General features: G+C 45.5%; 24 protein-coding genes. All 24 read left to right on the top strand.

Features of this window, described 5'->3' with window-relative positions:
- Positions 1-238 precede the first annotated feature (238 nt).
- The 24 genes from rho (at position 239) to G6R08_RS07580 (ending at position 22,322) form a co-directional block, all read left to right on the top strand.
- On the top strand, positions 239-1,528 hold the full coding sequence (gene rho, locus G6R08_RS07695; protein WP_163527444.1) for a transcription termination factor Rho: 1,290 nt from the start codon (positions 239-241) through the stop codon (positions 1,526-1,528).
- Between the two features lie 164 nt (positions 1,529-1,692).
- Positions 1,693-1,938 carry a type B 50S ribosomal protein L31 gene (locus G6R08_RS07690; protein WP_079528299.1) on the top strand — a complete coding sequence of 82 codons (246 nt, stop codon included), beginning with the start codon at positions 1,693-1,695 and terminating at the stop codon, positions 1,936-1,938.
- A gap of 209 nt (positions 1,939-2,147) precedes the next feature.
- Complete coding sequence (locus G6R08_RS07685) at positions 2,148-2,768, top strand: thymidine kinase (RefSeq protein ID WP_163531194.1); 621 nt, start codon at positions 2,148-2,150, stop codon at positions 2,766-2,768.
- 143 nt (positions 2,769-2,911) lie between these two features.
- The gene (locus G6R08_RS07680; RefSeq protein WP_163527443.1) at positions 2,912-3,313 is read left to right on the top strand and encodes a hypothetical protein; all 402 of its coding nucleotides are present in this window, start codon (positions 2,912-2,914) and stop codon (positions 3,311-3,313) included.
- A gap of 224 nt (positions 3,314-3,537) precedes the next feature.
- Positions 3,538-4,608, top strand: a complete 1,071-nt coding sequence (gene prfA / locus G6R08_RS07675) for a peptide chain release factor 1 (RefSeq protein ID WP_163527442.1) — start codon at positions 3,538-3,540, stop codon at positions 4,606-4,608.
- Positions 4,601-5,461, top strand: a complete 861-nt coding sequence (prmC, locus tag G6R08_RS07670; protein ID WP_163527441.1) for a peptide chain release factor N(5)-glutamine methyltransferase — start codon at positions 4,601-4,603, stop codon at positions 5,459-5,461. Before prfA ends, prmC begins: the two co-directional genes overlap by 8 nt.
- Before the next feature lie 419 nt (positions 5,462-5,880).
- Entirely contained in the window at positions 5,881-6,507 is a 627-nt protein-coding gene (gene spoIIR, locus G6R08_RS07665; protein WP_163527440.1) for a stage II sporulation protein R, read from the top strand.
- A gap of 87 nt (positions 6,508-6,594) precedes the next feature.
- Entirely contained in the window at positions 6,595-6,921 is a 327-nt protein-coding gene (locus G6R08_RS07660; protein WP_163527439.1) for a hypothetical protein, read from the top strand.
- Between the two features lie 286 nt (positions 6,922-7,207).
- A complete protein-coding gene (locus G6R08_RS07655) occupies positions 7,208-8,245 on the top strand; it encodes an L-threonylcarbamoyladenylate synthase (RefSeq protein WP_163527438.1) in 1,038 nt (345 codons plus the stop codon).
- A 54-nt stretch (positions 8,246-8,299) separates the two neighbouring features.
- Positions 8,300-8,839 carry a manganese efflux pump MntP gene (locus G6R08_RS07650; RefSeq protein WP_240339666.1) on the top strand — a complete coding sequence of 180 codons (540 nt, stop codon included), beginning with the start codon at positions 8,300-8,302 and terminating at the stop codon, positions 8,837-8,839.
- Positions 8,840-8,904: 65 nt separating this feature from the next.
- Positions 8,905-9,510: a low molecular weight protein arginine phosphatase gene (locus G6R08_RS07645; RefSeq protein WP_163527437.1), complete on the top strand. Its 606-nt coding sequence runs from the start codon at positions 8,905-8,907 to the stop codon at positions 9,508-9,510.
- A 99-nt stretch (positions 9,511-9,609) separates the two neighbouring features.
- Positions 9,610-10,053, top strand: a complete 444-nt coding sequence (gene rpiB / locus G6R08_RS07640; RefSeq protein ID WP_079528286.1) for a ribose 5-phosphate isomerase B — start codon at positions 9,610-9,612, stop codon at positions 10,051-10,053.
- 188 nt (positions 10,054-10,241) lie between these two features.
- Complete coding sequence (locus G6R08_RS07635; RefSeq protein WP_240339809.1) at positions 10,242-10,787, top strand: TIGR01440 family protein; 546 nt, start codon at positions 10,242-10,244, stop codon at positions 10,785-10,787.
- A 20-nt stretch (positions 10,788-10,807) separates the two neighbouring features.
- The gene (locus G6R08_RS07630; protein WP_163527435.1) at positions 10,808-12,061 is read left to right on the top strand and encodes a serine hydroxymethyltransferase; all 1,254 of its coding nucleotides are present in this window, start codon (positions 10,808-10,810) and stop codon (positions 12,059-12,061) included.
- A gap of 256 nt (positions 12,062-12,317) precedes the next feature.
- Positions 12,318-12,950, top strand: coding sequence for a uracil phosphoribosyltransferase (gene upp / locus G6R08_RS07625; protein ID WP_163527434.1), 633 nt, complete (start codon positions 12,318-12,320; stop codon positions 12,948-12,950).
- Positions 12,951-12,962: 12 nt separating this feature from the next.
- Positions 12,963-14,111 (top strand): non-hydrolyzing UDP-N-acetylglucosamine 2-epimerase, encoded by a 1,149-nt coding sequence (gene wecB / locus G6R08_RS07620; protein WP_163527433.1) that lies wholly within the window; start codon positions 12,963-12,965, stop codon positions 14,109-14,111.
- A 330-nt stretch (positions 14,112-14,441) separates the two neighbouring features.
- Entirely contained in the window at positions 14,442-16,667 is a 2,226-nt protein-coding gene (locus G6R08_RS07615; protein ID WP_163527432.1) for a S8 family serine peptidase, read from the top strand.
- 517 nt (positions 16,668-17,184) lie between these two features.
- Positions 17,185-17,556: an ATP synthase subunit I gene (locus G6R08_RS07610; RefSeq protein WP_205439462.1), complete on the top strand. Its 372-nt coding sequence runs from the start codon at positions 17,185-17,187 to the stop codon at positions 17,554-17,556.
- Between the two features lie 24 nt (positions 17,557-17,580).
- Positions 17,581-18,303 carry a F0F1 ATP synthase subunit A gene (gene atpB / locus G6R08_RS07605; protein WP_163527431.1) on the top strand — a complete coding sequence of 241 codons (723 nt, stop codon included), beginning with the start codon at positions 17,581-17,583 and terminating at the stop codon, positions 18,301-18,303.
- Positions 18,304-18,342: 39 nt separating this feature from the next.
- Positions 18,343-18,555 (top strand): F0F1 ATP synthase subunit C, encoded by a 213-nt coding sequence (gene atpE, locus G6R08_RS07600; protein WP_079528275.1) that lies wholly within the window; start codon positions 18,343-18,345, stop codon positions 18,553-18,555.
- Between the two features lie 239 nt (positions 18,556-18,794).
- Positions 18,795-19,259 (top strand): F0F1 ATP synthase subunit B, encoded by a 465-nt coding sequence (gene atpF, locus G6R08_RS07595; RefSeq protein WP_079529135.1) that lies wholly within the window; start codon positions 18,795-18,797, stop codon positions 19,257-19,259.
- Positions 19,256-19,798 (top strand): F0F1 ATP synthase subunit delta, encoded by a 543-nt coding sequence (locus tag G6R08_RS07590; RefSeq protein WP_163527430.1) that lies wholly within the window; start codon positions 19,256-19,258, stop codon positions 19,796-19,798. Before atpF ends, G6R08_RS07590 begins: the two co-directional genes overlap by 4 nt.
- Before the next feature lie 22 nt (positions 19,799-19,820).
- Complete coding sequence (gene atpA, locus G6R08_RS07585; protein ID WP_163527429.1) at positions 19,821-21,329, top strand: F0F1 ATP synthase subunit alpha; 1,509 nt, start codon at positions 19,821-19,823, stop codon at positions 21,327-21,329.
- A gap of 126 nt (positions 21,330-21,455) precedes the next feature.
- Positions 21,456-22,322: a F0F1 ATP synthase subunit gamma gene (locus G6R08_RS07580; protein ID WP_163527428.1), complete on the top strand. Its 867-nt coding sequence runs from the start codon at positions 21,456-21,458 to the stop codon at positions 22,320-22,322.
- The last annotated feature ends 11 nt before the right edge of the window (positions 22,323-22,333 follow it).

Below are 22,333 nucleotides of genomic sequence, written 5' to 3'. Positions count from 1 at the left end.
AAGAAATAATTTAATTGTAAACCTCTGTAAGCTTCACATCCCTCTTGTTTCTTCTTTTTATTTCCGAAAAGGGCAATCAACGCTCATACTAAGATCAGCATAGATTAGTAGAGAGCTTACTCTGGTATACACACAATCTATAAAAAAAGCTCAAGCACGATCTCCGTTTAATTTTCTCGTTCAGGAAACGACGGTCAACGAGGATGCTTAAGCTAAAAATAATTAAAGTGGTGATTTTGTGGCAGAACTATCAATATCCAACCTAGAAGGCATGACGTTAAAGAAACTCTATTCTTTAGCGAAGCAGTACAAGGTATCCTATTATGCCAAGCTGACGAAGCGAGAGTTGATTTTCGCAATTTTGAAAGCACAAGCTGAGAAAGATGGCTTTCTATTTATGGATGGCATCTTAGAAATAATCCCTTCTGAAGGGTTTGGTTTCCTTCGTCCAATCAACTATTCTCCGAGTGCTGAGGACATTTACATCTCCGCATCACAAATTCGCAGATTTGATTTGCGTAATGGTGACAAAGTTTCAGGGAAAGTCAGGCCGCCTAAGGAAAATGAGCGGTATTACGGATTGCTTCACGTAGATGCAGTAAACGGAGAGGACCCAGAGACGGCGAAAGAACGTGTCCATTTTCCTGCTTTAACGCCGCTCTATCCGGATCGTCACATGAAGCTTGAAACAGAAAGTAAAAAACTTTCCACGCGGATTATGGACTTGATGGCACCGGTCGGATATGGTCAGCGCGGGCTGATTGTTGCCCCGCCTAAAGCGGGTAAGACGATGCTGTTGAAGCAAATGGCGAACAGCATTTCTACCAATCATCCTGAGTCAAAATTAATTATTTTGCTTGTCGATGAACGTCCGGAAGAAGTAACCGACATCGAGCGTTACGTGGCTCCGGATGTTGATGTGGTGAGTTCAACCTTTGACGAGGTACCGGAGAACCATATCAAAGTGGCTGAACTCGTCCTGGAGCGGGCAATGCGACTCGTTGAACATAAGCGTGACGTGATTATTTTAATGGACAGCATTACACGTCTTGCGCGTGCTTATAACCTAGTAATCCCGCCAAGCGGACGAACTCTATCTGGAGGGATTGACCCGGCAGCTTTCCACCGTCCGAAGCGTTTCTTCGGTGCGGCGAGAAATATCGAAGAAGGCGGTAGTTTTACCATCTTAGCCACAGCATTAGTGGATACAGGCTCCCGTATGGACGATGTTATTTATGAAGAATTTAAAGGAACCGGAAACATGGAGCTTCACCTAGACCGCAGTCTGGCTGAACGACGTATCTTCCCTGCGATTGACATTGCTCGTTCTGGAACTCGTAAAGAAGAACTGCTGCTGCCGAAATCTGAACTAGATAAAGTGTGGGCGATTCGAAAAACGATGTCGGATTCTCACGATTTCATCGACCGTTTTCTACGAAGGCTGCGGTCATCGAAAACAAATGAGGAATTTTTCGATCTGATGGATAAGGATATGAAAGGGAAAACAACCTCATCCCGTCGCAGTTGATTACTTTTCCAGAAAAAAGGATACTTCGCGCTGTTGCATTGGACAGCACAGACTGATATAATCTTTCTATGTGAGTTTCAGTAAAAGGTGTATCGACTAACCTTCGACGGCTCTTACAATAACTCTGTTTCCAGAGGATTCAGGGCAAAAAGGAGTGGAAGAACATGAAAGCAGGAATTCATCCAGAATACCGTAAAGTTGTATTCCTTGATACAAGTTCTGATTTCAAATTTATCGCTGGATCTACACAAGGATCTGACGAAACAATCGAATGGGAAGATGGGAACACTTACCCGCTTATCCGTGTTGAAATTAGTTCTGCGTCTCATCCGTTCTACACAGGCAAACAAAAAGCTGACAAAGCTGGCGGCCGTGTGGATCGCTTCAAGAAAAAATATAACCTTTCATAATAATGTGCGGTCATTTATGATGATCCCAGCATAATTTTGAACAAAAACAGGCAAATTGTCTTACCTTTTGCCTGTTTTTTTGTTAAAAGGAAACCGAAGGAGAGCAGGATAGAAGAGCCATCCCTATGTGAGTTCAGCCGTCTCATGAAGGGAGCTTTTTTTGTCAAAAATAGATGGATGGAAGATGTTTGAAGGGAGCGACAGTGGACGTGTATGTAATGAAACAGAGCGGATGGGTTGAAGTGATCTGTGGAAGTATGTTCAGCGGGAAATCAGAAGAATTGATTCGCCGCGTACGCCGAGCTACATATGGCAACTTGTCTGTTCGTGTATTTAAACCCGTCATTGATAATCGATATAAAGAGGATTCCATCGTTTCTCACAATGGAACTTCTGTACTTGCAAGACCAGTTGCAGAATCGTTGGAAATCCTCAAAGAAGTCAGTAATGAGGTCGATATTGTAGGTATCGATGAAGTGCAGTTTTTTGATGATAACATTGTGGAAGTTGTAGAATGCCTGGCTGATCGCGGCATTCGTGTTATCGTTGCAGGGCTGGATACGGATTTCCGTGGTGAACCGTTTGGCAAGGTCCCTGAATTGATGGCATTGAGTGAAAGTGTTACGAAGTTGAATGCAATTTGCCCTGTGTGCGGTTCTCCGGCTAGTCGAACGCAGCGCTTGATCGATGGCGAACCTGCTTCCTATGATGACCCCATTATTTTAGTTGGAGCTTCTGAATCGTACGAGCCCAGATGCCGCCACCATCATGAGGTCCCAAATAAACCCAGGCAAGCGCAAGTGAAGGCTCACGCCGAAAAACACGCATAAATTGTTAATAACCGCTGACTTAATGGTCGGTGGTTTTTTTATGTTATAGGAAGTTCTGCATGATGAAAGGAAGTGTCAATTGCATGGCGCATAATCCTTTTCTCATCCGTACACACTATGGAAAAAGAGAAGAGGTGTGAAAGATGAAAAGGATCATAATGGCAGGAATTCTTATGACATTATTCATGACGGCTTGCGGGCAGGGATATGAAAATTTTCAAGGCAGTACCACACGTGATGATATTGAGAATTTAAGCGTGAAGGATGAGCATACATCTGAAGCAGAAATCGAAAATCCCCGATCTATGGACAATGTAGGCAATACGTGGGGATTAAAGCAAGATCGCGAGTTAATGAAAGAAGCCGCTAATCAAGTTCCCGGAGTCACTGTTAAGCGGGTGATTATCGAAGCTGGGCAGGCATGGGTGACCGTTGATGTCGATCGAAAACTAAGCAGTGATGAGAAGATGGACTGGACTAAGCAGATTAAAGAAGCTGTGTATAAGGCTGTGCCTCGCTATAATATTAATGTGAAAATAAGATAAGCTTGATGATGATGGAAATATGCAATTGAACGTCATTCGTGCAATTAATGGCTTTTATGTACAAATAAGTTCAGTAAATAGGCAATTAGCTAAAATACCATCCAATAATCCTTCCATTATGTAATCCCAGCTCTTGCGGAGGGGTTGTTTTTCAGGGGACGTGGTTGTAACCCCACCTTCTCTATAATATAATTAGACTGTTATGGAGAAAGAGGTGCATACCATTGATCGAACGTTTGCAAACACTTGAAGATCGTTATGAAAAATTAAATGAATTACTTAGTGATCCGGAAGTGATTTCGGATACGGATAAACTGCGTGAATACTCTAAAGAACAGTCCGGGCTTGCGGGAACGGTGACCGCCTATCGTGAATACAAGGAAGTGACCGGACAGCTTGACGATGCGAAGGTTATGCTTGAGGACAGCCTTGATGATGACATGGAAGAGATGGTCAAAGAGGAAATCAGCGAGCTTTCAGATCGAAAACAGGAACTGGAAGAGCGTTTGAAAGTCCTTATGCTTCCGAAAGATCCGAACGATGATAAAAACGTCATTATGGAAGTACGCGGAGCAGCTGGGGGAGATGAAGCCGCTCTATTTGCGGCTGATCTTTACCGCATGTATGCAAGATATGCGGAATCTCAGGGCTGGAAAACAGAAGTTATTGAGGCGAATGCCAATGATGTGGGCGGCTATAAAGAGATCATTTTCATGATTAATGGGGATCGTGCCTTTTCAAAAATGAAGTTTGAAAATGGCGCCCATCGTGTGCAGCGTGTCCCGGAGACGGAATCGGGCGGACGGATTCATACGTCCACTGCGACTGTTGTGGTTATGCCTGAAGCTGAAGAAGTTGAGGTAGAAGTGCACGATAAGGATATTCGGGTCGACACGTTTGCTTCTAGTGGACCAGGCGGGCAAAGTGTAAATACGACGATGTCTGCTGTCCGTTTGACGCACGAACCGACAGGGATTGTCGTTTCCTGTCAGGATGAAAAGTCGCAGATTAAAAACAAGGAAAAAGCGATGAAAGTGCTACGGGCTCGTATTTATGATAAAGTTCAGCGTGAGCAACAGGCTGAGTACGATGAGAGCCGTAAATCAGCAGTTGGAACGGGTGACCGTTCAGAGCGAATTCGTACGTATAACTTCCCGCAAACACGTGTGACGGACCACCGTATCGGCTTAACGCTGCAGAAACTTGATCAAGTGCTGCAAGGTAATATGGAAGAAATCATCGAAGCCTTGTTAATTGAAGAGCAGACGAAGAAGCTGGAGTCTATCGGTGAGTAAGGTATCGTTTACGACCATTGGAGAAGTCCGACGCTGGGCTTCTCTTTTTTTACAGGAAAATGGTCGGGAAGTGAGAGTCGCTGACTTGCTGCTTGAAGATATGCTGAATCTGAGTTTCTCCCAACTGCTGGCTTATGAACGAGATCCTTTTCCTGAAGCTGTGAAACCCTCCTTTATCCGAGCGATCAAGGACCATGCGGAAACGGGCGTCCCCGTACAGCACCTGATTGGTAAAGCCCCGTTTTATGGAAGAGAGTTCATAGTTAACGAGTCTGTCCTCATACCGAGGCCGGAAACAGAGGAACTTGTGTTAGGTACGCTGGAAAGGATGCAATCGAAGACTCAACTGAAGTCTCCTCTCGTGGCAGACCTCGGGACGGGCAGCGGGATTATTGCGGTTACGATGAAGCTTGAGGAGCCTGCAAGTCAACTAGTAGCGACAGACCTTTCAGCAGATGCACTTGAGACAGCCAGAAAGAATGCGGAAGCGCTTGAGGCTGATGTTGCTTTTTTTCAGGGAGATTTTCTAGAGCCGATCAAACAGCAGCCTATTGATGTTCTAATATCGAATCCGCCCTATATTTCACGTGCAGAGAAACTTCAGGATACGGTGAAAAATTTTGACCCTGAATTGGCGCTTTTTGCTGATGATGATGGGTTAGCCGCTTATCAAACGATCGTGGATCAGATCGTCCGTTTTAAGTTATCCCCAAGGTTGATTGCTTTTGAAATTGGCCACGAACAAGGCGAAGCGGTTAAAACGATCATCGAAAGCAGGCTCCCAGATTATCGTGTTGGAATCAAGCAGGATATCAATCAAAAAGATCGGATGATTTTTGCAGAATTAGTCTAACGCAGTTCGATTTCGAGAAAAGCTGCTGTCAAAAGCATCGAATATTTAGCCCGATTGGCGTTAAGGAACAATCCTGAGGAGAACAGGAACGATACTTGGCGTTAAGGAACAATCCTGAGGAGAACAGGAACGATACTTGGCGTTAAGGAACAATCCTGAGGAGAACAGGAACGATACTTGGTGTTAAGGAACAATCCTGAGGAGAACAGGAACGATCTTTGCTATTATGGAACAATCCCTCCGCATTAGAGGACAATGGCCTTTTTTAGGGAACGATTTCCTTCCTCCCTTTTGAAGGGTTCCTCTAAATCGAGGATCGGAAATTCAGAACCTATTATGCTTAAACTTTTTTAATAGATTTCGAGGTTTAAAAGATTTCCTCCCTGCCCATACTAGCCAGTAACAGGGAGGGATTTTTTATGAGAAAAATAATTCTGGCTGCAACAGCCGTTTTACTGAGTCTATCAATTCTACCTTGGGGAGACATGAGTAGTGCTTCCTCAAGCTCTTCATATAAAGTGATTCCTGACGAAGCGATTCGGCTTCGGATTCTGGCAGATAGTAATGAAGAAAAAGCCCAGGAGTTAAAGCGTGACGTTCGTGATGCAGTCAACGCGGAAATTACGACCTGGGTAGAGGATCTGACTTCGATTGATGCGGCGCGAGCCTTGATTCAATCCCGACTTCAGGAAATAGATACGATTGTAAAAGAAACGATTGAACAGTCAGAGATGACACAGCGCTATCAAGTGGAATATGGCAAGCAGGTGGAGTTTCCGACAAAGCTTTACGGCTCCTACATTTATCCGGCAGGTGAATATGAAGCAATTCTGATCACGCTTGGTGAAGGAGAGGGCGACAACTGGTGGTGTGTGTTGTTCCCGCCACTTTGTTTTCTGGATTTCTCCAATGGAGCAACCGTAGCTCACGCTGAAGAGAAAGAAGCGGATCAGAAACAGGAAGAAACATCAAAAGAAACAGCTGAGCCTGAGAAGCAGGAAGTGGAATTCTTTCTCGTAAAACTTTGGAATAAAATCGTCTCCTAGCATATTTTCCACTTTTTCTCATAGAGTACTAGAAAGGTGTCCATTACGGCCGTCTTTTGTACACGTACTAGAAAAGGGGGATTTGTTGTGTATATTGAAAAATTAGCACTCAAGCATAATGGAGAATGTGGATATCTGATTAAGAGGGATAATGAAGAGATGGGGTCGTTTATTTTGGCGGAACAAAAGCAGGGTGTGAAAAAGCTGCGCCAGCTTCAGGTTTCGGGGGACGTCTCCAAAGCAGGGGTATTATACGTGTTTGAGTTGATTCAGAGCTACGCGAAAGAGGAAGGCATTCGAGAACTTCAGGTGGAAAGTCATTCTGACGACTTGAACAGATTACTCACTCATCAACAATTTGTATGTAAAGATGAGCAGCAAAGCTTGTGGACATATGATGTTATCAACAATTAATGTGAATAAGTGCACAATTTATTCACAATTTAATTAATTACTGTGGATATGTTGTGAATAATTTTATGGACATATGAAGAAATATCACGTGAAAGCGGTGAATATGTGGATAAGTTTGTTGATAAGTTGAGGATAACCTGTTAGTAGTGTCTGGATTTGCGAATAACTACTGAATTATTCATAATGTTAGTATATAATTACCCAGCTGAAACAGGCTGCAAACGCTGAACACGAACTATTTATACACAACTTATACTTTTCCAGAGGGATAAAAGGAGCACCAGACATGAATAAATCAACACAACATTGGAAGCTATCCACACATGTATCAGAAGATGATGAGGCCATTATAGAGGCTGCTGAGCTGCTCAAGCAGCAACAGGTTGTGGCTTTCCCGACCGAAACGGTGTATGGTCTCGGAGGAGATGCTACGAATGCCACCGCTGTTCAACGGATTTTTGATGCAAAAGGACGCCCGGCCGATAATCCGTTAATCGTTCATGTGGCCGACCAATCACAGGTAGAAAAACTTGTTACTGAAATTCCGCCTATTGCCCGTCAGTTGATCGAACAGTTTTGGCCGGGTCCATTAACATTGATCCTGCCGAGCAATGATGCAGCTGCTGAAAATGTCACGGCTGGACTGCCGACGGTTGGCATCCGCATGCCTGACCACCCTGTGGCGTTAAGTATTTTAAAAGCTGCCGGCACTCCTTTAGCGGCCCCTAGTGCCAATCGTTCAGGAAGACCGAGCCCAACCGAAGCGGTTCATGTGGCACAGGACCTCGACGGGCGAATCGCCGGTATTGTTGATGGGGGACCAACGGGAGTCGGGCTTGAATCCACAGTGCTCGATTGCACAGCTGAGATCCCGATGATTCTTCGGCCAGGTGGGGTAACAAAAGAAGATTTGCAGCCATTGATCCCTGATGTGATTGTGGATCCGGCTTTAGCTGCTCAAGGGTCTAAGCCGAAATCACCCGGCATGAAATATACCCACTATGCTCCAGAGGCACCGCTTTGGCTTGTTGAAGGGGATGGTTCATTTTTTCAAGATCAAATTAACCAGCTGCAGGCTGTGGATAAACGCGTTGGTGTGATGGCAAGTCATGAATTGGCGGACGAGCTGGACCATTCACAAATTCTACGCTGTGGCTCAAGAGAAAACTTGGACGAAGTGGCCGGGAATCTTTATGGTGCACTGCGGCAATTTAAAAAAGCGGACGTTGATGTTATCTTATGTGAAGTTTTTCCAGACCATGGAGTAGGCGCTGCTGTCATGAATCGTTTGTCAAAAGCGGCTGTCCAAAAAGTTATCCAGTAACTGACATACAAGCTGAAAGCCCTGCATAGCATGTCCGGAGGGGGGCTTTCTCAAATGATCGAACAAGCTGCTTCATTAGTATTGCTGTCATTTGCGCTTGGTATGGATGCTTTCTCTGTATCTCTCGGAATGGGGATGCAGGCGGTAAGGCTTAAGCATGCTTTTTTTGCTGGAATTGTTGTCGGGTTATTTCATATGTTTATGCCAGGTCTTGGAATCATTTTGGGTGCCTGGTTATCATCCAATGCCAGTACGTGGGCTGCTGTGGCAGGAGGATTCTTGTTATTCGGACTTGGCTGTTATACTATTTTTGCATCATTTGCAGAAAAACGTTCTGCTGCCCATTCCCTCGTTGGCGCCGGATTATGGATTTTTGCAATTAGTGTTAGCATAGACAGCTTTCCTGTCGGGTTTAGCCTTGGTCTTCACCAGACAGCGATCATCGTTTCTGTGCTTTCCTTTGGGGTGGTCAGCGCTGTCATGACATGGGCTGGTTTTGTGCTGGGAAGAAGGGCAAGCGGTCTGCTTGGCACCTACAGTGAACTATTAGGGGGAAGCATATTGTGCGCGCTTGGCCTTTATGCAATTTTCTAAACTATTTTTTTGCGAAATAGATATGGTATGATAGATAAAAAGCCTCAAGTGAGGAGTGTACCACGATGAATCTATTATTTGTATGTACAGGGAACACATGCCGCAGTCCAATGGCTGAGGCTCTTTTAAGGTTTAAATACAATGATGTGGAAGTTCGCTCGGCTGGTATTTTTGCAGGTTCAGGGCAGCCGTTGTCGGAAGGGTCAGAGCATGTGCTCAGTGAAGTTGGATTATCCTTCAACCATTCCTCAACACCAATCACCCAGGAGATCATTGATTGGTCTGACCTTGTGTTAACGATGACAGACAAACATAAGCAGACCTTAGCTCTTCAGTATCCAGAAGACCATACGAAGTTCTTCACATTAAAGGAATATGTCCTGATCGATGAGGCACAATGGCAGGATCTGAAGGAACTTTACACCACTTTTGAGGAAAAACGATCATGGATTCTAAGCAATCTGCAGGACAACTTGACAGAAGCTGAAATAGAGACCCAGCTGAGGGAAGAACTGGCCGATGAAATCGAAAGGATTCAGCAGCTTGAAAGTGATATTCCGAACTTGAATATAACCGATCCTTTTGGAAAAAATGTCAAAGTGTACAGAGAAACCAGAGATGAGCTAAACAGGCACATTGATCTGCTGGTGGAGAAGCTGAAAGAGCATTAATCAAACGTTTGTTTAACCTGACTGGAGAGGGTTTGGCAGCTTGTGAGCAACCTAAAGGTTATACGAAACAAAACAAGTAATGAGGAGAGTGGCAGCAAAATGAAAGTGATTCTAGCATCCGACCATGGCGGGGTAAACTTACGCCGCGAAGTAGCAGACGTACTTGATGAATTACATATTGAATTCGAGGATATGGGCTGCGATTGTGAAACATCCGTAGACTATCCCGATTATGCGATTCCAGCCGCAGAGCGAGTAGCGAGCGGTGAATTCGATAAAGGCATTTTGATTTGCGGGACAGGCATCGGCATGTCCATCTCTGCAAATAAAGTGAAGGGAATACGTGCTGCCCTTGTACATGATCTGTTTACGGCAAAAGCTACGCGTGAACATAATAATTCGAACATGCTTTGCATGGGCGAGCGTGTCATTGGACCGGGTTTAGCGAAAGAAATTGCCCGCACATGGCTTGAGACGGATTATGAAGGCGGCCGTCACGATAATCGTGTAGGAAAAATTACCGAATATGAAGGAAAAGCGTAATAACGTCCTTTCGGCTAATTGAACGCATGGGAGCTCTTTCAGAGGCTTCTCCCTCCTTTTAGGCCTACATACCCACCGAAGATTTTTGAAAAGTATGATAGAATGGCTGTACAGAAAAAGAGGCAATCTTTCTTTTTCATAACATGAACCATTGCTTCTTAACTAAAGGAGATGAGCCTATGACTGAAATTCAAACGATTCAACAAGAGGTATCTACCGTTGTCCGACAACTACTCGAGAGCGGACACATAAAAAAAGGTAGTCTTCTCGTCGTTGGCTGCTCAACAAGTGAAATAGCTGGCGAAAGAATTGGGACTTCCGGTAGTGAAGCCATTGCCGAAGTGGTGTATAATGAATGGCATAAGCTCACAGAACAGAAAGGGATCGATCTAGCGTTTCAATGTTGTGAACATTTAAATCGTTCACTTGTTATCGAACGTTCCGTGCAGAAGGATCGTCGCTGCCAGGAAGTTTCCGCTGTACCTGTTGCGGAAGCGGGCGGTTCAATGGCGTCCTATGCTTTCAAACATATGAACGATCCTGTTTTAGTAGAAGCGGTTGAAGCCGATGCAGGTGTTGACATCGGAGACACGTTAATAGGCATGCATTTGAAGCGAGTCGCTGTACCGCTTCGCCTTGACCAGAATTCAATTGGACACGCACATGTCACGGTTGCCTGCACACGTCCGCCACTCATCGGCGGCTGCAGAGCGGTTTACGAACTTGAAAAGTAATTCGAGAGGGGAATTCGATCATGGAACATGTTAAATCAACTGATGCAGAACTATTCGCAGCAATTAAAGATGAAAAAGATCGTCAGGAAAACAATATTGAGCTGATTGCCTCAGAAAACTTCGTCTCAGAAGCCGTTATGGAGGCCATGGGCTCGGTGTTAACAAACAAGTACGCAGAAGGTTATCCAGGCCGTCGTTATTATGGCGGCTGTGAGCACGTAGACGTGGTCGAGAATCTAGCCAGAGACCGCGCTAAAGAACTATTTGGAGCGGATCATGTGAATGTTCAGCCGCATTCTGGTGCTCAAGCGAACATGGCCGTTTACTTTACGGTTCTTAAGCCTGGAGATAAAGTGCTTGGCATGAACTTGAACCATGGCGGTCACTTGACTCACGGCAGCCCTGTGAACTTTAGTGGTACACTGTATGATTTTGAAGAATATGGCGTCGATCAGGATAACGAACAAATTGATTACGATGCTGTTTTGGCCAAAGCGAAAGAGGTAAAGCCAAAGCTGATTGTTGCCGGGGCAAGTGCCTATCCGCGTGAAATTGATTTTGCCAAATTCCGTGAGATTGCTGATGAAGTAGGGGCGTATCTGCTCGTTGATATGGCTCACATCGCAGGATTAGTTGCATCAGGATTGCATCCAAATCCAATTCCACACGCTCAATTTGTTACGACAACGACTCACAAGACATTGCGCGGTCCACGTGGCGGCATGATCTTTTGTGAAGAAGAATTTGCAAAGAAAATTGATAAATCCGTATTCCCGGGTATGCAAGGCGGCCCGCTTATGCATGTGATTGCATCCAAAGCTGTCTCCTTTAAGGAAGCGTTGCAACCGGAATTCAAACAATATTCCCGCCAAATTATCGCCAATGCTAAACAGCTGGGCGAATCGCTTAAGAAGCATGGTATTCGTCTCGTATCTGACGGAACAGATAATCACCTATTGCTGCTTGACTTGCAGAACCTTGAATTGACAGGAAAAGTAGCCGAGAAGGCGCTTGATGAAGTCGGCATTACGACTAATAAAAATACCATTCCATTTGATCCGGAAAGCCCATTTGTTACGAGCGGAATCCGTATCGGTACTGCCGCTGTAACAAGCCGTGGCTTTAAAGAGAAAGAAATGGAAGAAGTGGCTGAGCAGATTGCCACAACGCTGAAACATCATGAGGATGAAGCGAAATTGAAGGAAGTTGCTGAAAGTGTTCAGAAGCTGACGTCTCGCTTCCCGCTTTATCCTTCATTGCTTACGACTTCTTAAATGAGAAAACCACTAGTCCGAGGGGCTGGTGGTTTTTTTTGCCCCACAGGACGTGGGGTAGTTCGGCGTTGAAACAAGACGTTTCGGTTTTAGCCGAACTTCCGCTTTACCCGGTTTTAGCCGAACTTCCCTGATGGCCGTTCTTAACCGAACTTCATTTAGTGATTCAGGGCACCTCCGCTTTTCGCTGCTTGCTTGTTCGATATATTTTCAGTACAATTTAACAGATGCAAACTATGAGAAGGAGTGACTGGCAATGGGAAATGTATACGTATTGGACCATCCATTAATTCAACACAAGTTGACGTACATAAGAAAAAATGAAACAGGAACGAAGGATTTTCGCCAATTAGTGGACGAAGTCGCCGCGCTGATGGCATTTGAAATCACTCGTGATTTACCGCTTGAGGATGTAAAAATTGATACCCCGGTAGTCAATAACGCTAAAGCTCAAGTGCTGACAGGCAAAAAAATTGGTCTAGTACCGATCCTGCGCGCCGGTCTCGGCATGGTTGATGGAATTATTAAACTGATTCCAGCTGCGAAAGTGGGACACGTCGGTCTTTACCGCGATCCGGAAACACTGCAGCCCGTGGAATACTATGTCAAACTTCCAAGTGATATCGAAGAACGTGAATTGATCGTCATCGATCCGATGCTTGCTACAGGCGGGTCAGCCAATGAAGCGATCCAGTCACTGAAGAAACGCGGTGCCCGTCAAATCCGCCTCATGTGTCTTGTAGCCGCTCCTGAAGGCGTAGAAGCGGTGCAAGAAGCACATCCTGACGTTGATATTTATCTGGCAGCGATGGACGAACGGTTAAATGAAAAAGGCTACATCGAACCAGGCTTAGGTGACGCCGGCGACCGCCTGTTCGGCACGAAGTAAGGAGGCCCCTCGATGTCTAACCGCATTAAAGTGATGACGATTTTCGGGACGCGCCCTGAAGCGATCAAAATGGCGCCGCTCGTTTTAGAATTAAAAAAAAGGTCAGAGCAATTTGAGCCTATCGTCACGGTAACAGCTCAGCACAGACAGATGCTTGACCAAGTGTTGAATATTTTCAGCATTGAACCCGATTACGATTTAAACATTATGAAGGATCGTCAAACGCTGACAGCTGTCACAGCACGAGCGCTTGAGGGGCTTGACGACGTCATGAAGAAAACGGAGCCGGATGTTGTGCTTGTTCATGGCGATACGACGACAACGTTTGCTGCCTCGCTTGCCGCTTATTACAATCAAATTCCGGTCGGGCATGTGGAAGCAGGCTTGAGGACGTGGAATAAATATTCGCCATTTCCGGAAGAGATGAACCGCCAGCTGACCGGAGTCATGGCAGATCTTCATTTTGCTCCGACGGATAAATCCCGGGACAATTTGCTGGCTGAGAACAAGCCGGAAGATCATATTTTTGTGACGGGGAATACGGCTATTGATGCATTGAATACGACAGTGGATCATGAGTATACTCACGAAGTGCTCGATCAGTTAGGTGACAAACGACTCGTTCTGATGACGGCCCATCGCCGTGAAAACCTTGGTAGCAACATGGAGCAAATGTTCCGCGCGATTAAGAGATTAGTGGAAACCCACGACGATGTACAGGTAGTTTATCCTGTGCACCTCAATCCGGTGGTGCAGGAAACCGCTGATCACATTTTAGGCAATGATGAGCGCATTAAGCTGATCAAGCCGCTGGATGTGATTGATTTTCACAATTTTGCTTCAAGAGCTCATCTGATTTTGACCGATTCCGGCGGGGTGCAGGAGGAAGCACCATCTCTTGGTGTGCCTGTGCTCGTTTTGCGCGACACAACAGAGCGCCCGGAAGGCATTGAAGCGGGGACACTGAAGCTCGCAGGTACAGATGAGGATTACATTTTTAATTTGGCCAACGAACTTCTGTCAGATACGAATAAGCATGAAGCGATGGCGCAAGCTTCAAATCCGTATGGGGATGGGCAAGCGTCCGCCCGCATTGCTGAAGCGATCCGCTACTTTTTCAAGCAGCGTGAAGATAAACCTGCTCGATTTGAAACACAATAAACTAGAGGGATCAAGTCTGTTCACTGGACTTGATCCCTTTTATTATAGGTGGGTTGGTTGGATGGCGTTAGGTCAGAATCCGAGCTGTTAAAGGGCGAACTTCAGCTTTCAAGGGGAGAACCCCGGCTGTCAAAGGCCGAATCGGTTGGGTTTTGGGCCGAACCTTTCCTTCACTGGGCCGAACAAGGAAGAGTTAGGGTAGAATTCCGGGTCATTCGGGGAGAATCCTTTTGAACGATGCTTCCAATCAGGTAAAAACCTAATTGTAAAAAATAACTGCATGCATAGCCGCTTCCATTCATCACAAACTATGGAAAAAGGAGCTTCTGCATGCGTAAGATTTCTGCACTCGTACTCCTCACAGCACTTGTGACGGCTGGATTCAGTCAGCCAGGTCAGCGTCCTACACAGCCTGCCCTGTTTGATCAGCCTGAACCGTCAGAGGAAACCACAATTATAGTTGAACTAGAAGAATCACCGAAAGCATTTGCGAGTCAGATACAGTCGAGGCTCCCGCTTCTTGAAGTAGTCGCAACGTATGACACTATTTTTCAAGGGGTAGCTATCAAGGGAGAGGCAGAAGAACTTGAGAAGCTTGCCCGCCTTGATTCTATTGTCAATCAGTATCCTGTACGGACATACAGCGCAGTAAATAATGGAAAGATTGAATCATTGGCGAAGAAGGATCAGCCGCTTTTAACAACGGAAGTGGTCAGAGAGGAGACTTCCTACACCGGAGAAGGGGTGAAAGTTGGCGTCATTGATACAGGAATCGATTATACTCACCCGGATTTAACGGCAAGCTACCGCGGTGGATTTGACGTTGTCGATTTTGATCAGGACCCAATGGAAACGATGGGAGGTTTTGGGGCGACGATGCACGGAACCCACGTGGCTGGCATCATTGCAGCTAATGGGGATATGAAAGGTGTTGCGCCAGAAGCAGAGCTTTATGCGTATCGAGCGCTTGGTCCTGGAGGGACAGGGTCATCGGTGCAGGTGATTGCTGCCATTGAACAAGCGGTAGAGGATGGGATGGATGTAATTAACCTCTCGCTCGGGAACACGGTAAATGGACCGGACTGGCCGACGACGAAAGCGGTCAATAAAGCGGTGGAACTGGGGACGACCGTTGTGGTTGCGGCGGGTAATGCTGGCCCTGATACGTGGACGGTAGGATCGCCGGGTACGTCCTCAAAGGCGATTACAGTTGGAGCGTCCTCGCTTCCGACAACCCGGCCTGTCCTCACTTTGCCGGGACTCGATCGAAAGATTAATGTCCAATTGATGCAGGGGTCTGTACCCTGGAATTTTTCTAAAAAATATCCGTTAATCGATGGAGGTTCTGGAGAAACGGCTGTACCCCAGGCTACTGGAAAAATTGTCGTGATGGAGCGTGGGGTAGTGCCGTTTACGGAAATGGCACAAATGGCGTATGAGCAGGGTGCTGTTGGTTTGATCATTTACAACAATCAGCCGGGGATGTTTCAAGGGGCGCTAACTGGTGAGGTTCCGATTCCGGTGGCAGCTGTGTCAGGAAAAGATGGAAAGTGGCTGATGGAGCACGGTGTAAAAGGAGATCAGTGGCTTGAGACCACCAAGGTGAAGGTCGACTATGGAATAGCTCCATTCAGCTCACGAGGGCCGGTGACGACGAACTGGATTGTCAAACCAGACATTCTTGCTCCTGGTGTCAATATTATCAGTACAGTACCAGGAGGCTATCAACCGCTGCAAGGGACGAGCATGGCCGCTCCACACGTCGCGGGAGTTGCAGCGCTTATGATTGAAGCTCATCCGGATTGGAGTCCTGCACAGATCAAGCGATCGATGATGACGACGGCTGACTTGTTGACGGAGCAGCCCGGTCAGCCGTACCCGCCCACTGCACAGGGTACGGGGGTCATTGATACCGAAGCGGCTATCCAGCCCGACTTGTGGATTGAACCAGGGGGACTTTACTTTGGCCGGATAGAAGATTCGTTCTTTCGGGAAAAAGTGAAGATTACGGTGCACAATAAAGGGGAGAAGACTCAAACGATTTCTGTTCCACTGCCCGACAGTCCCACAGGGGTAACTTGGTCGATGCCTGAGACGATTGAATTGGCGCCTGGTGAGAAGGCAGAAATCCCTATCGAGCTCAGTGTATCGAAGGCTTTCGTAGGGAAAGGCGTACATCAGGGATACATTACGATGAAAAGTGATAGTCACACGTATCAATTGCCTTATTTATTCATGATGGAGAGGGCGGATTATGAAAAAGTGTCAGGTTTTGAGTTGTACAAAGACTGGCAGACGCAGGGAGATTTGTCCTATCGTTTCTACTTGACGGAAACTGTCGATCAAATCAGTGTTGATTTGTACCGGGCGGGCACGATGCTGCACCGAGGTACATTATTTACACGAGAGGAAACGGAAGCTGGTATGATCGAAGGAGAGATCGATCGCGGTTTGAAAGAAGCCCTGTCCGGCCCATATATCGCAGTCGTCACAGTTACAAAAGACAAACAAACCTACAGCTACCCCTTCCCAGTCTACCTGGAAAACAAAGAATAACAACTAGCGTTCCCATTATATTCCACCTCAGGTCATCCAAAAAATGGATGACCTGAGGTGGAAATAAAAGGATATTTTCCCATGACACAAAAAAACACCTGTGAAAAGGGTGTTTTTTTTGTGTAGGGTATAGTGTTGTTTAAATTGTGACAAGAATGTGATCAAATCGTGTCACATAATTGTTCTTTTGCCCCCAAACTCATTGACATCATATAACCCCTATTGTATTCTTACATAGTGTGGAATGATAAGGTTTTCATCCATGGGATCATTGAATTTTTTGCTATGTGTTTACGGCGAAAATTGTCGCAATGAATCCTTTCACATAGGGCAGATTCATGGGGTGACCATGTTACTGCTTTCTCTGGCTAGCTGGGATCAGATCGCTGGTGGTTCGTGGAAAGGGTAGGGAACAATCTTCCATTGTACCACTATATCTAGTTCGCACTGCCAATGGCTAGAGTACAGGTACATACGAACGATTCATTTTAGTACAAGGGTACACGGGAGACGATGCATTTTGGAATTTCAACACATGATAACCCGTCAGCGAAAATGGATGTTCTACCTTCTAGCTTTACTTGTTCTAGGGTGGGGATTTACACCTTGGCAACCAATTTTCCTCGGGCTTCTATTAGGAAGCATTCTAAGTTTCTTCAACCTCTGGCTGATGCAGAAGAAAATCACCAAGCTTGGTGAGACATCTGCAAAAGGTGAAAAGCCATCCAGAGGCATTGGCACATTAACGCGATTGGCGACCGGCGCTTTAGCCGCAGTCATCGTCCTTCAATTTGAAGAACATTTCCATTTAGTTTCGGTAGTATTGGGCTTAATGACAGCCTACTTTGTCATTTTTATAGATTACCTGTTTAACAAGTCAACAGAATAGCATGATGGAAGAGAGGTGAACAGATTGAATCACGAAGCACCGATGTGGAATGACGCTTTTGGAATCTCATGGCTGGACTTCAACTTATCAAACGTTCTGATGATGGTCATAGCTTCCACAATAGTGTTCATTGTATGTGTAGCAGCGACACGAGGTTTACAACGCAGACCTAAAGGGTTTCAGAACTTCATGGAGTGGCTTATCGATTTTATTAAAGGCATTATAGGTTCTAACATGGATTGGCAAGTAGGGAGAATGTTCCTTCCACTAGGATTAACTCTCTTCACATACATCTTCGTTTCCAATATGTTAGGGGTTGTGACCATGTGGGCACCGCATCATACTCTGTGGTGGAAATCACCAACATCTGACCCAGGGATCACAATGACATTAGCTGTTATGGTAGTGGTACTCACTCACTATTATGGTGTGAAGCTCAAGGGAGCCAAAGAATACGGAAAAGACTTTACCCGTCCGCTTCCGTTCTTATTGCCTTTCAAGATTATTGAGGAGTTTGCGAATACATTGACGCTGGGTCTTCGACTGTATGGAAACATTTACGCAGGGGAGATTTTACTTGGACTTCTAGCAGGAATAGCGTCTACAAGTATCTTAGGATTCCTAGGTGGATTCTTACCATTGCTTGCATGGCAAGCGTTCAGTACATTTATAGGCTTTATCCAAGCATTTATTTTCACAATGTTGACAATGGTTTATATGTCTCACAAGGTGAGTTCTGACCATTAATAAAAAATATCTATTAAAATATATGAGGAGGAATTTAACATGGGTCTGATTGCAGCGGCAATTGCAGTAGGTCTTGCAGCAGTAGGTGCAGGTATTGGTAACGGTTTAATCGTAGGTAGAACAGTAGAGGGGATTGCTCGCCAGCCAGAATTGCGCAGCGTTCTTCAAACAACTATGTTCATTGGTGTTGCACTAGTTGAGGCACTTCCAATCATCGGTGTTGTTATTGCATTTATCGTAATGGGACAATAACTAGGTAACGTTCATAGAGAGATGGCGAAGTACCGTAAGACAGACTTCGCCTTTCCTTTACACCAGCTAAAATGTATATACCCATTATTACCGAAATGAAAACTTGGACTTAAATATCTTTAAGCCCTGGTTTTTGTCATGTATAGCCCATTACGGATTCGTGCTTGAAAGGAGTGAGCAATGTGCAAACTTTTACAGGATTATTCGTCCTAGGTGCCAGTGGCCTGAACGTTGGTGATATGCTCGTTCAGCTGATTCTTTTCCTAGTGTTGCTTGCGCTATTAGGAAAATTCGCCTGGGGACCGTTCATGAACATGATGAAAGAACGTGAAGATTATATTTCAAATGAAATAGATTCTGCTGAAAAGAACCACCAGGAAGCGATCGAAATGCAGCGACAAGCTTCTGAAGAGTTGAAAAAAACGCGTGAAGACGCGCAAAGTATAATTGAAGATGCACGTAAGACAGCTGGAGCACAAGAACGCGATATTATCGAATCTGCTCGTAAAGAAGCAGACCGCCTCAAGATTTCTGCTCGCCAGGAAATTGAGCAAGAGCGTGATAAAGCTGTTCAAACACTTAAAGATCAAGTGGCTTCTATGTCTGTTATGATCGCATCGAAAGTGATTGAAAAAGAACTATCTGAAAAAGATCAAGAAGCACTAATCAATCAATACATTGACGAGGCAGGAGAAGAGCGATGAGTGAAACGATCGTTGCTAAGCGTTATGCCACCGCTCTTTTTCAACTCGGTTCAGAACGATCAAAGTTAGAGACATTTGATACAGAATTACGTGCGATCAAAGAAGTTTTTCGCAGCAATAGAAATATCATTACATTTTTGAAGCACCCGCGTGTGACGGTTGATCAGAAGAAGCAGTTGATCAATGATTCCTTTAAGGATGTATCGAAGGAGATTCTTCATACACTTATGCTGTTAATCGACAGGCATAGAGAAGAGGTTATCCTCCCAGTGGTCGATCACTTCATTTTACAAATGAATGAAGCAAATGGGATCGCAGACGCAACCGTTTATTCTGTGCGTCCACTTTCAGAGCGTGAAATCAAGCGAATCTCTAAGACATTTGCACCAAAAGTCGACAAGCGCTCATTAAACCTTACGAATGTAGTAGAAACCTCTCTGCTTGGCGGTATTCGCCTTCGTGTCGGCAACCGTATTTTTGACGGATCGGTCAGAGGAAAACTAAGTCGTATGGAACGTGAGCTAGTCTCGAAAGTATAAAAGATGATAGGGGTGAAATGGCATGAGCATCAAAGCTGAAGAAATCAGTGCGCTGATTAAGCAGCAAATTGAAAACTACGAATCAGATATTGAAGTTAACGACGTAGGTACAGTTATCGAAGTAGGTGACGGTATCGCACGTGCTCATGGTCTTGACAACGTCATGGCCGGAGAACTCGTTGAATTTTCTAATGGTGTCATGGGATTGGCACAGAACTTGGAAGAAAGTAATGTTGGTCTTGTCATTCTGGGACCATTTACAGATATTAAAGAAGGCGATGAAGTTCGTCGTACGGGACGCATCATGCAAATTCCAGTTGGGGAAGAAATGCTTGGACGCGTCGTAAACCCGCTTGGACAGCCAGTCGATGGCCGTGGACCGATTGAAACAACTTCAACACGTCCGATTGAATCTCCTGCACCAGGAGTAATGGATCGTAAATCAGTTGATGAGCCGCTTCAAACAGGAATCAAGGCGATTGATGCGCTTGTTCCGATCGGCCGTGGTCAGCGTGAGTTAATTATCGGGGACCGTCAAACAGGTAAAACATCTGTTGCAGTTGACTCGATCTTGAACCAGCATGACCAGGATATGATCTGTATTTATGTAGCCATCGGTCAAAAGGAATCAACCGTCCGCGGTACCGTTGAAACACTGCGCCGTCACGGAGCGCTTGATTACACGATCGTTGTTACAGCAAGTGCGTCCCAGCCTGCACCGCTGCTATACTTAGCGCCATATGCAGGGGTAACACTTGGTGAAGAATTCATGTACAACGGTAAAAACGTTCTTGTCGTTTACGATGACCTTTCTAAGCAGGCAGCCGCTTACCGTGAGCTTTCCTTGCTGCTTCGTCGTCCGCCGGGCCGTGAAGCCTTCCCAGGGGATGTATTCTACTTACACTCCCGTCTGCTTGAGCGTGCCGCTAAACTGAGTGATGCGAAAGGCGGCGGTTCTCTAACAGCACTGCCATTCGTTGAAACGCAAGCCGGCGACATCTCAGCTTATATTCCAACAAACGTAATCTCAATTACCGACGGTCAGATCTTCTTGCAGTCCGACCTATTCTTCTCAGGTGTACGTCCAGCCATCAACGCCGGACTTTCTGTATCTCGTGTAGGTGGTTCTGCCCAGATCAAAGCCATGAAGAAGGTAGCCGGTACACTTCGTCTTGACTTAGCGTCCTTCCGTGAGCTGGAGGCCTTTGCTCAATTCGGTTCTGACCTTGATAAATCAACACAAGCTAAGCTTAATCGTGGTGCCCGTACAGTAGAAGTACTGAAGCAGGGACTTCACCAGCCTCTAGCTGTTGAAAAACAAGTTATGATCATTTTTGCTCTGACAAGAGGGCATTTAGACGACATTCCTGTTGAGGATATTACTCGTTTCGAGTCTGAATTCCACACTTGGTTAGATAACAACCGTAAAGAACTGCTTCAAGAAATCCGTCAAACAGGAAAACTGGCTGATGAGGATGACATGAACGGAGCCGTTCAGGAATTTAAAAAGACTTTCGTCGTTTCTAATTAATAGAATCGTAACTAGATAAGCTTACAAAAGCCTCCATGCAGCACCACAAGTTAGCTGCAGCAAAGGGATAACTGAAGTTTCCGGAGAGCTGTTACAGCTTGACACTAGAAAGGGTGGTGAAACAACGTGGCATCCCTTAGAGATATTAAAGGTCGAATTAATTCAACGAAGAAAACAAAGCAAATTACGAAAGCAATGGAGATGGTTTCTGCTTCCAAGCTTAACCGAGCCGAACAAAATGCGCGATCTTTCGTTCCTTATAGTGAAAAAATTCAGGAAGTCGTAACAGGCATTGCTGCCGGCGGAGGTACAATAAAGCACCCCATGCTTGAAGCACGCGAAGTGAAGCGAACAGGATATATAGTCATCACTTCAGACCGAGGCTTAGCTGGAGCCTACAATAGTAGTGTTCTGCGCAAAGTGTACCAGGAGATCAAACAGAATCATACGTCTGCTGACGAGTACACCTTGATTACGCTTGGCCGTGTCGGTCGTGACTTTTTCCGAAAACGTAATATGCCGATTGATAATGAAGTGACCGGAATATCTGATCAGCCTGATTTTGCTGATATTAGCACAATCACATCAGAAACCGTCCAGCTTTATACAGATGGTAAAATTGACCAGTTATATATGTATTACAACCATTATGTCAGTGCGATTACCCAAGAAGTAACAGAGAAAAAAGTACTGCCATTGACAAATTTAGGTGAGCAAGGCAAAGCAGCGGCATCAAGCTCCTATGAGTATGAGCCGAGCCAGGAAGAAATTCTGGAAGTCCTGCTGCCTCAATATGCTGAAAGCTTAATTTATGGTGCATTGCTAGATGGAAAAGCGAGTGAGCACGCTGCCCGAATGACAGCGATGAAGAGTGCAACGGACAATGCCGATGATCTTATTGGCGACCTTTCACTTTCTTACAACCGTGCCCGTCAAGCAGCCATTACCCAGGAGATCACTGAAATTGTCGGCGGTGCCGCCGCCCTCGAATAGAGATCTGTGGA

Origin of the sequence: Halobacillus ihumii, assembly GCF_902726645.1 — a bacterium.
Lineage (GTDB): Bacteria > Bacillota > Bacilli > Bacillales > Halobacillaceae > Halobacillus_A > Halobacillus_A ihumii.
Note: the sequence above shows the minus strand (reverse complement) of the source record. Positions and strands in the feature narration are given on the sequence as shown.

Bases quoted from the DNA above. Each gene is read 5' to 3' on its own strand.
- G6R08_RS07690 (WP_079528299.1), top strand. From the start codon at position 1,693: ATGAAAGCAGGAATTCATCCAGAATACCGTAAAGTTGTATTCCTTGAT.
- G6R08_RS07680 (WP_163527443.1), top strand. From the start codon at position 2,912: ATGAAAAGGATCATAATGGCAGGAATTCTTATGACATTATTCATGACG.
- spoIIR (WP_163527440.1), top strand. From the start codon at position 5,881: ATGAGAAAAATAATTCTGGCTGCAACAGCCGTTTTACTGAGTCTATCA.
- G6R08_RS07655 (WP_163527438.1), top strand. From the start codon at position 7,208: ATGAATAAATCAACACAACATTGGAAGCTATCCACACATGTATCAGAA.
- G6R08_RS07650 (WP_240339666.1), top strand. From the start codon at position 8,300: ATGATCGAACAAGCTGCTTCATTAGTATTGCTGTCATTTGCGCTTGGT.
- G6R08_RS07645 (WP_163527437.1), top strand. From the start codon at position 8,905: ATGAATCTATTATTTGTATGTACAGGGAACACATGCCGCAGTCCAATG.
- rpiB (WP_079528286.1), top strand. From the start codon at position 9,610: ATGAAAGTGATTCTAGCATCCGACCATGGCGGGGTAAACTTACGCCGC.
- G6R08_RS07630 (WP_163527435.1), top strand. From the start codon at position 10,808: ATGGAACATGTTAAATCAACTGATGCAGAACTATTCGCAGCAATTAAA.
- upp (WP_163527434.1), top strand. From the start codon at position 12,318: ATGGGAAATGTATACGTATTGGACCATCCATTAATTCAACACAAGTTG.
- wecB (WP_163527433.1), top strand. From the start codon at position 12,963: ATGTCTAACCGCATTAAAGTGATGACGATTTTCGGGACGCGCCCTGAA.
- G6R08_RS07615 (WP_163527432.1), top strand. From the start codon at position 14,442: ATGCGTAAGATTTCTGCACTCGTACTCCTCACAGCACTTGTGACGGCT.
- atpE (WP_079528275.1), top strand. From the start codon at position 18,343: ATGGGTCTGATTGCAGCGGCAATTGCAGTAGGTCTTGCAGCAGTAGGT.
- atpF (WP_079529135.1), top strand. From the start codon at position 18,795: ATGCTCGTTCAGCTGATTCTTTTCCTAGTGTTGCTTGCGCTATTAGGA.
- G6R08_RS07590 (WP_163527430.1), top strand. From the start codon at position 19,256: ATGAGTGAAACGATCGTTGCTAAGCGTTATGCCACCGCTCTTTTTCAA.
- atpA (WP_163527429.1), top strand. From the start codon at position 19,821: ATGAGCATCAAAGCTGAAGAAATCAGTGCGCTGATTAAGCAGCAAATT.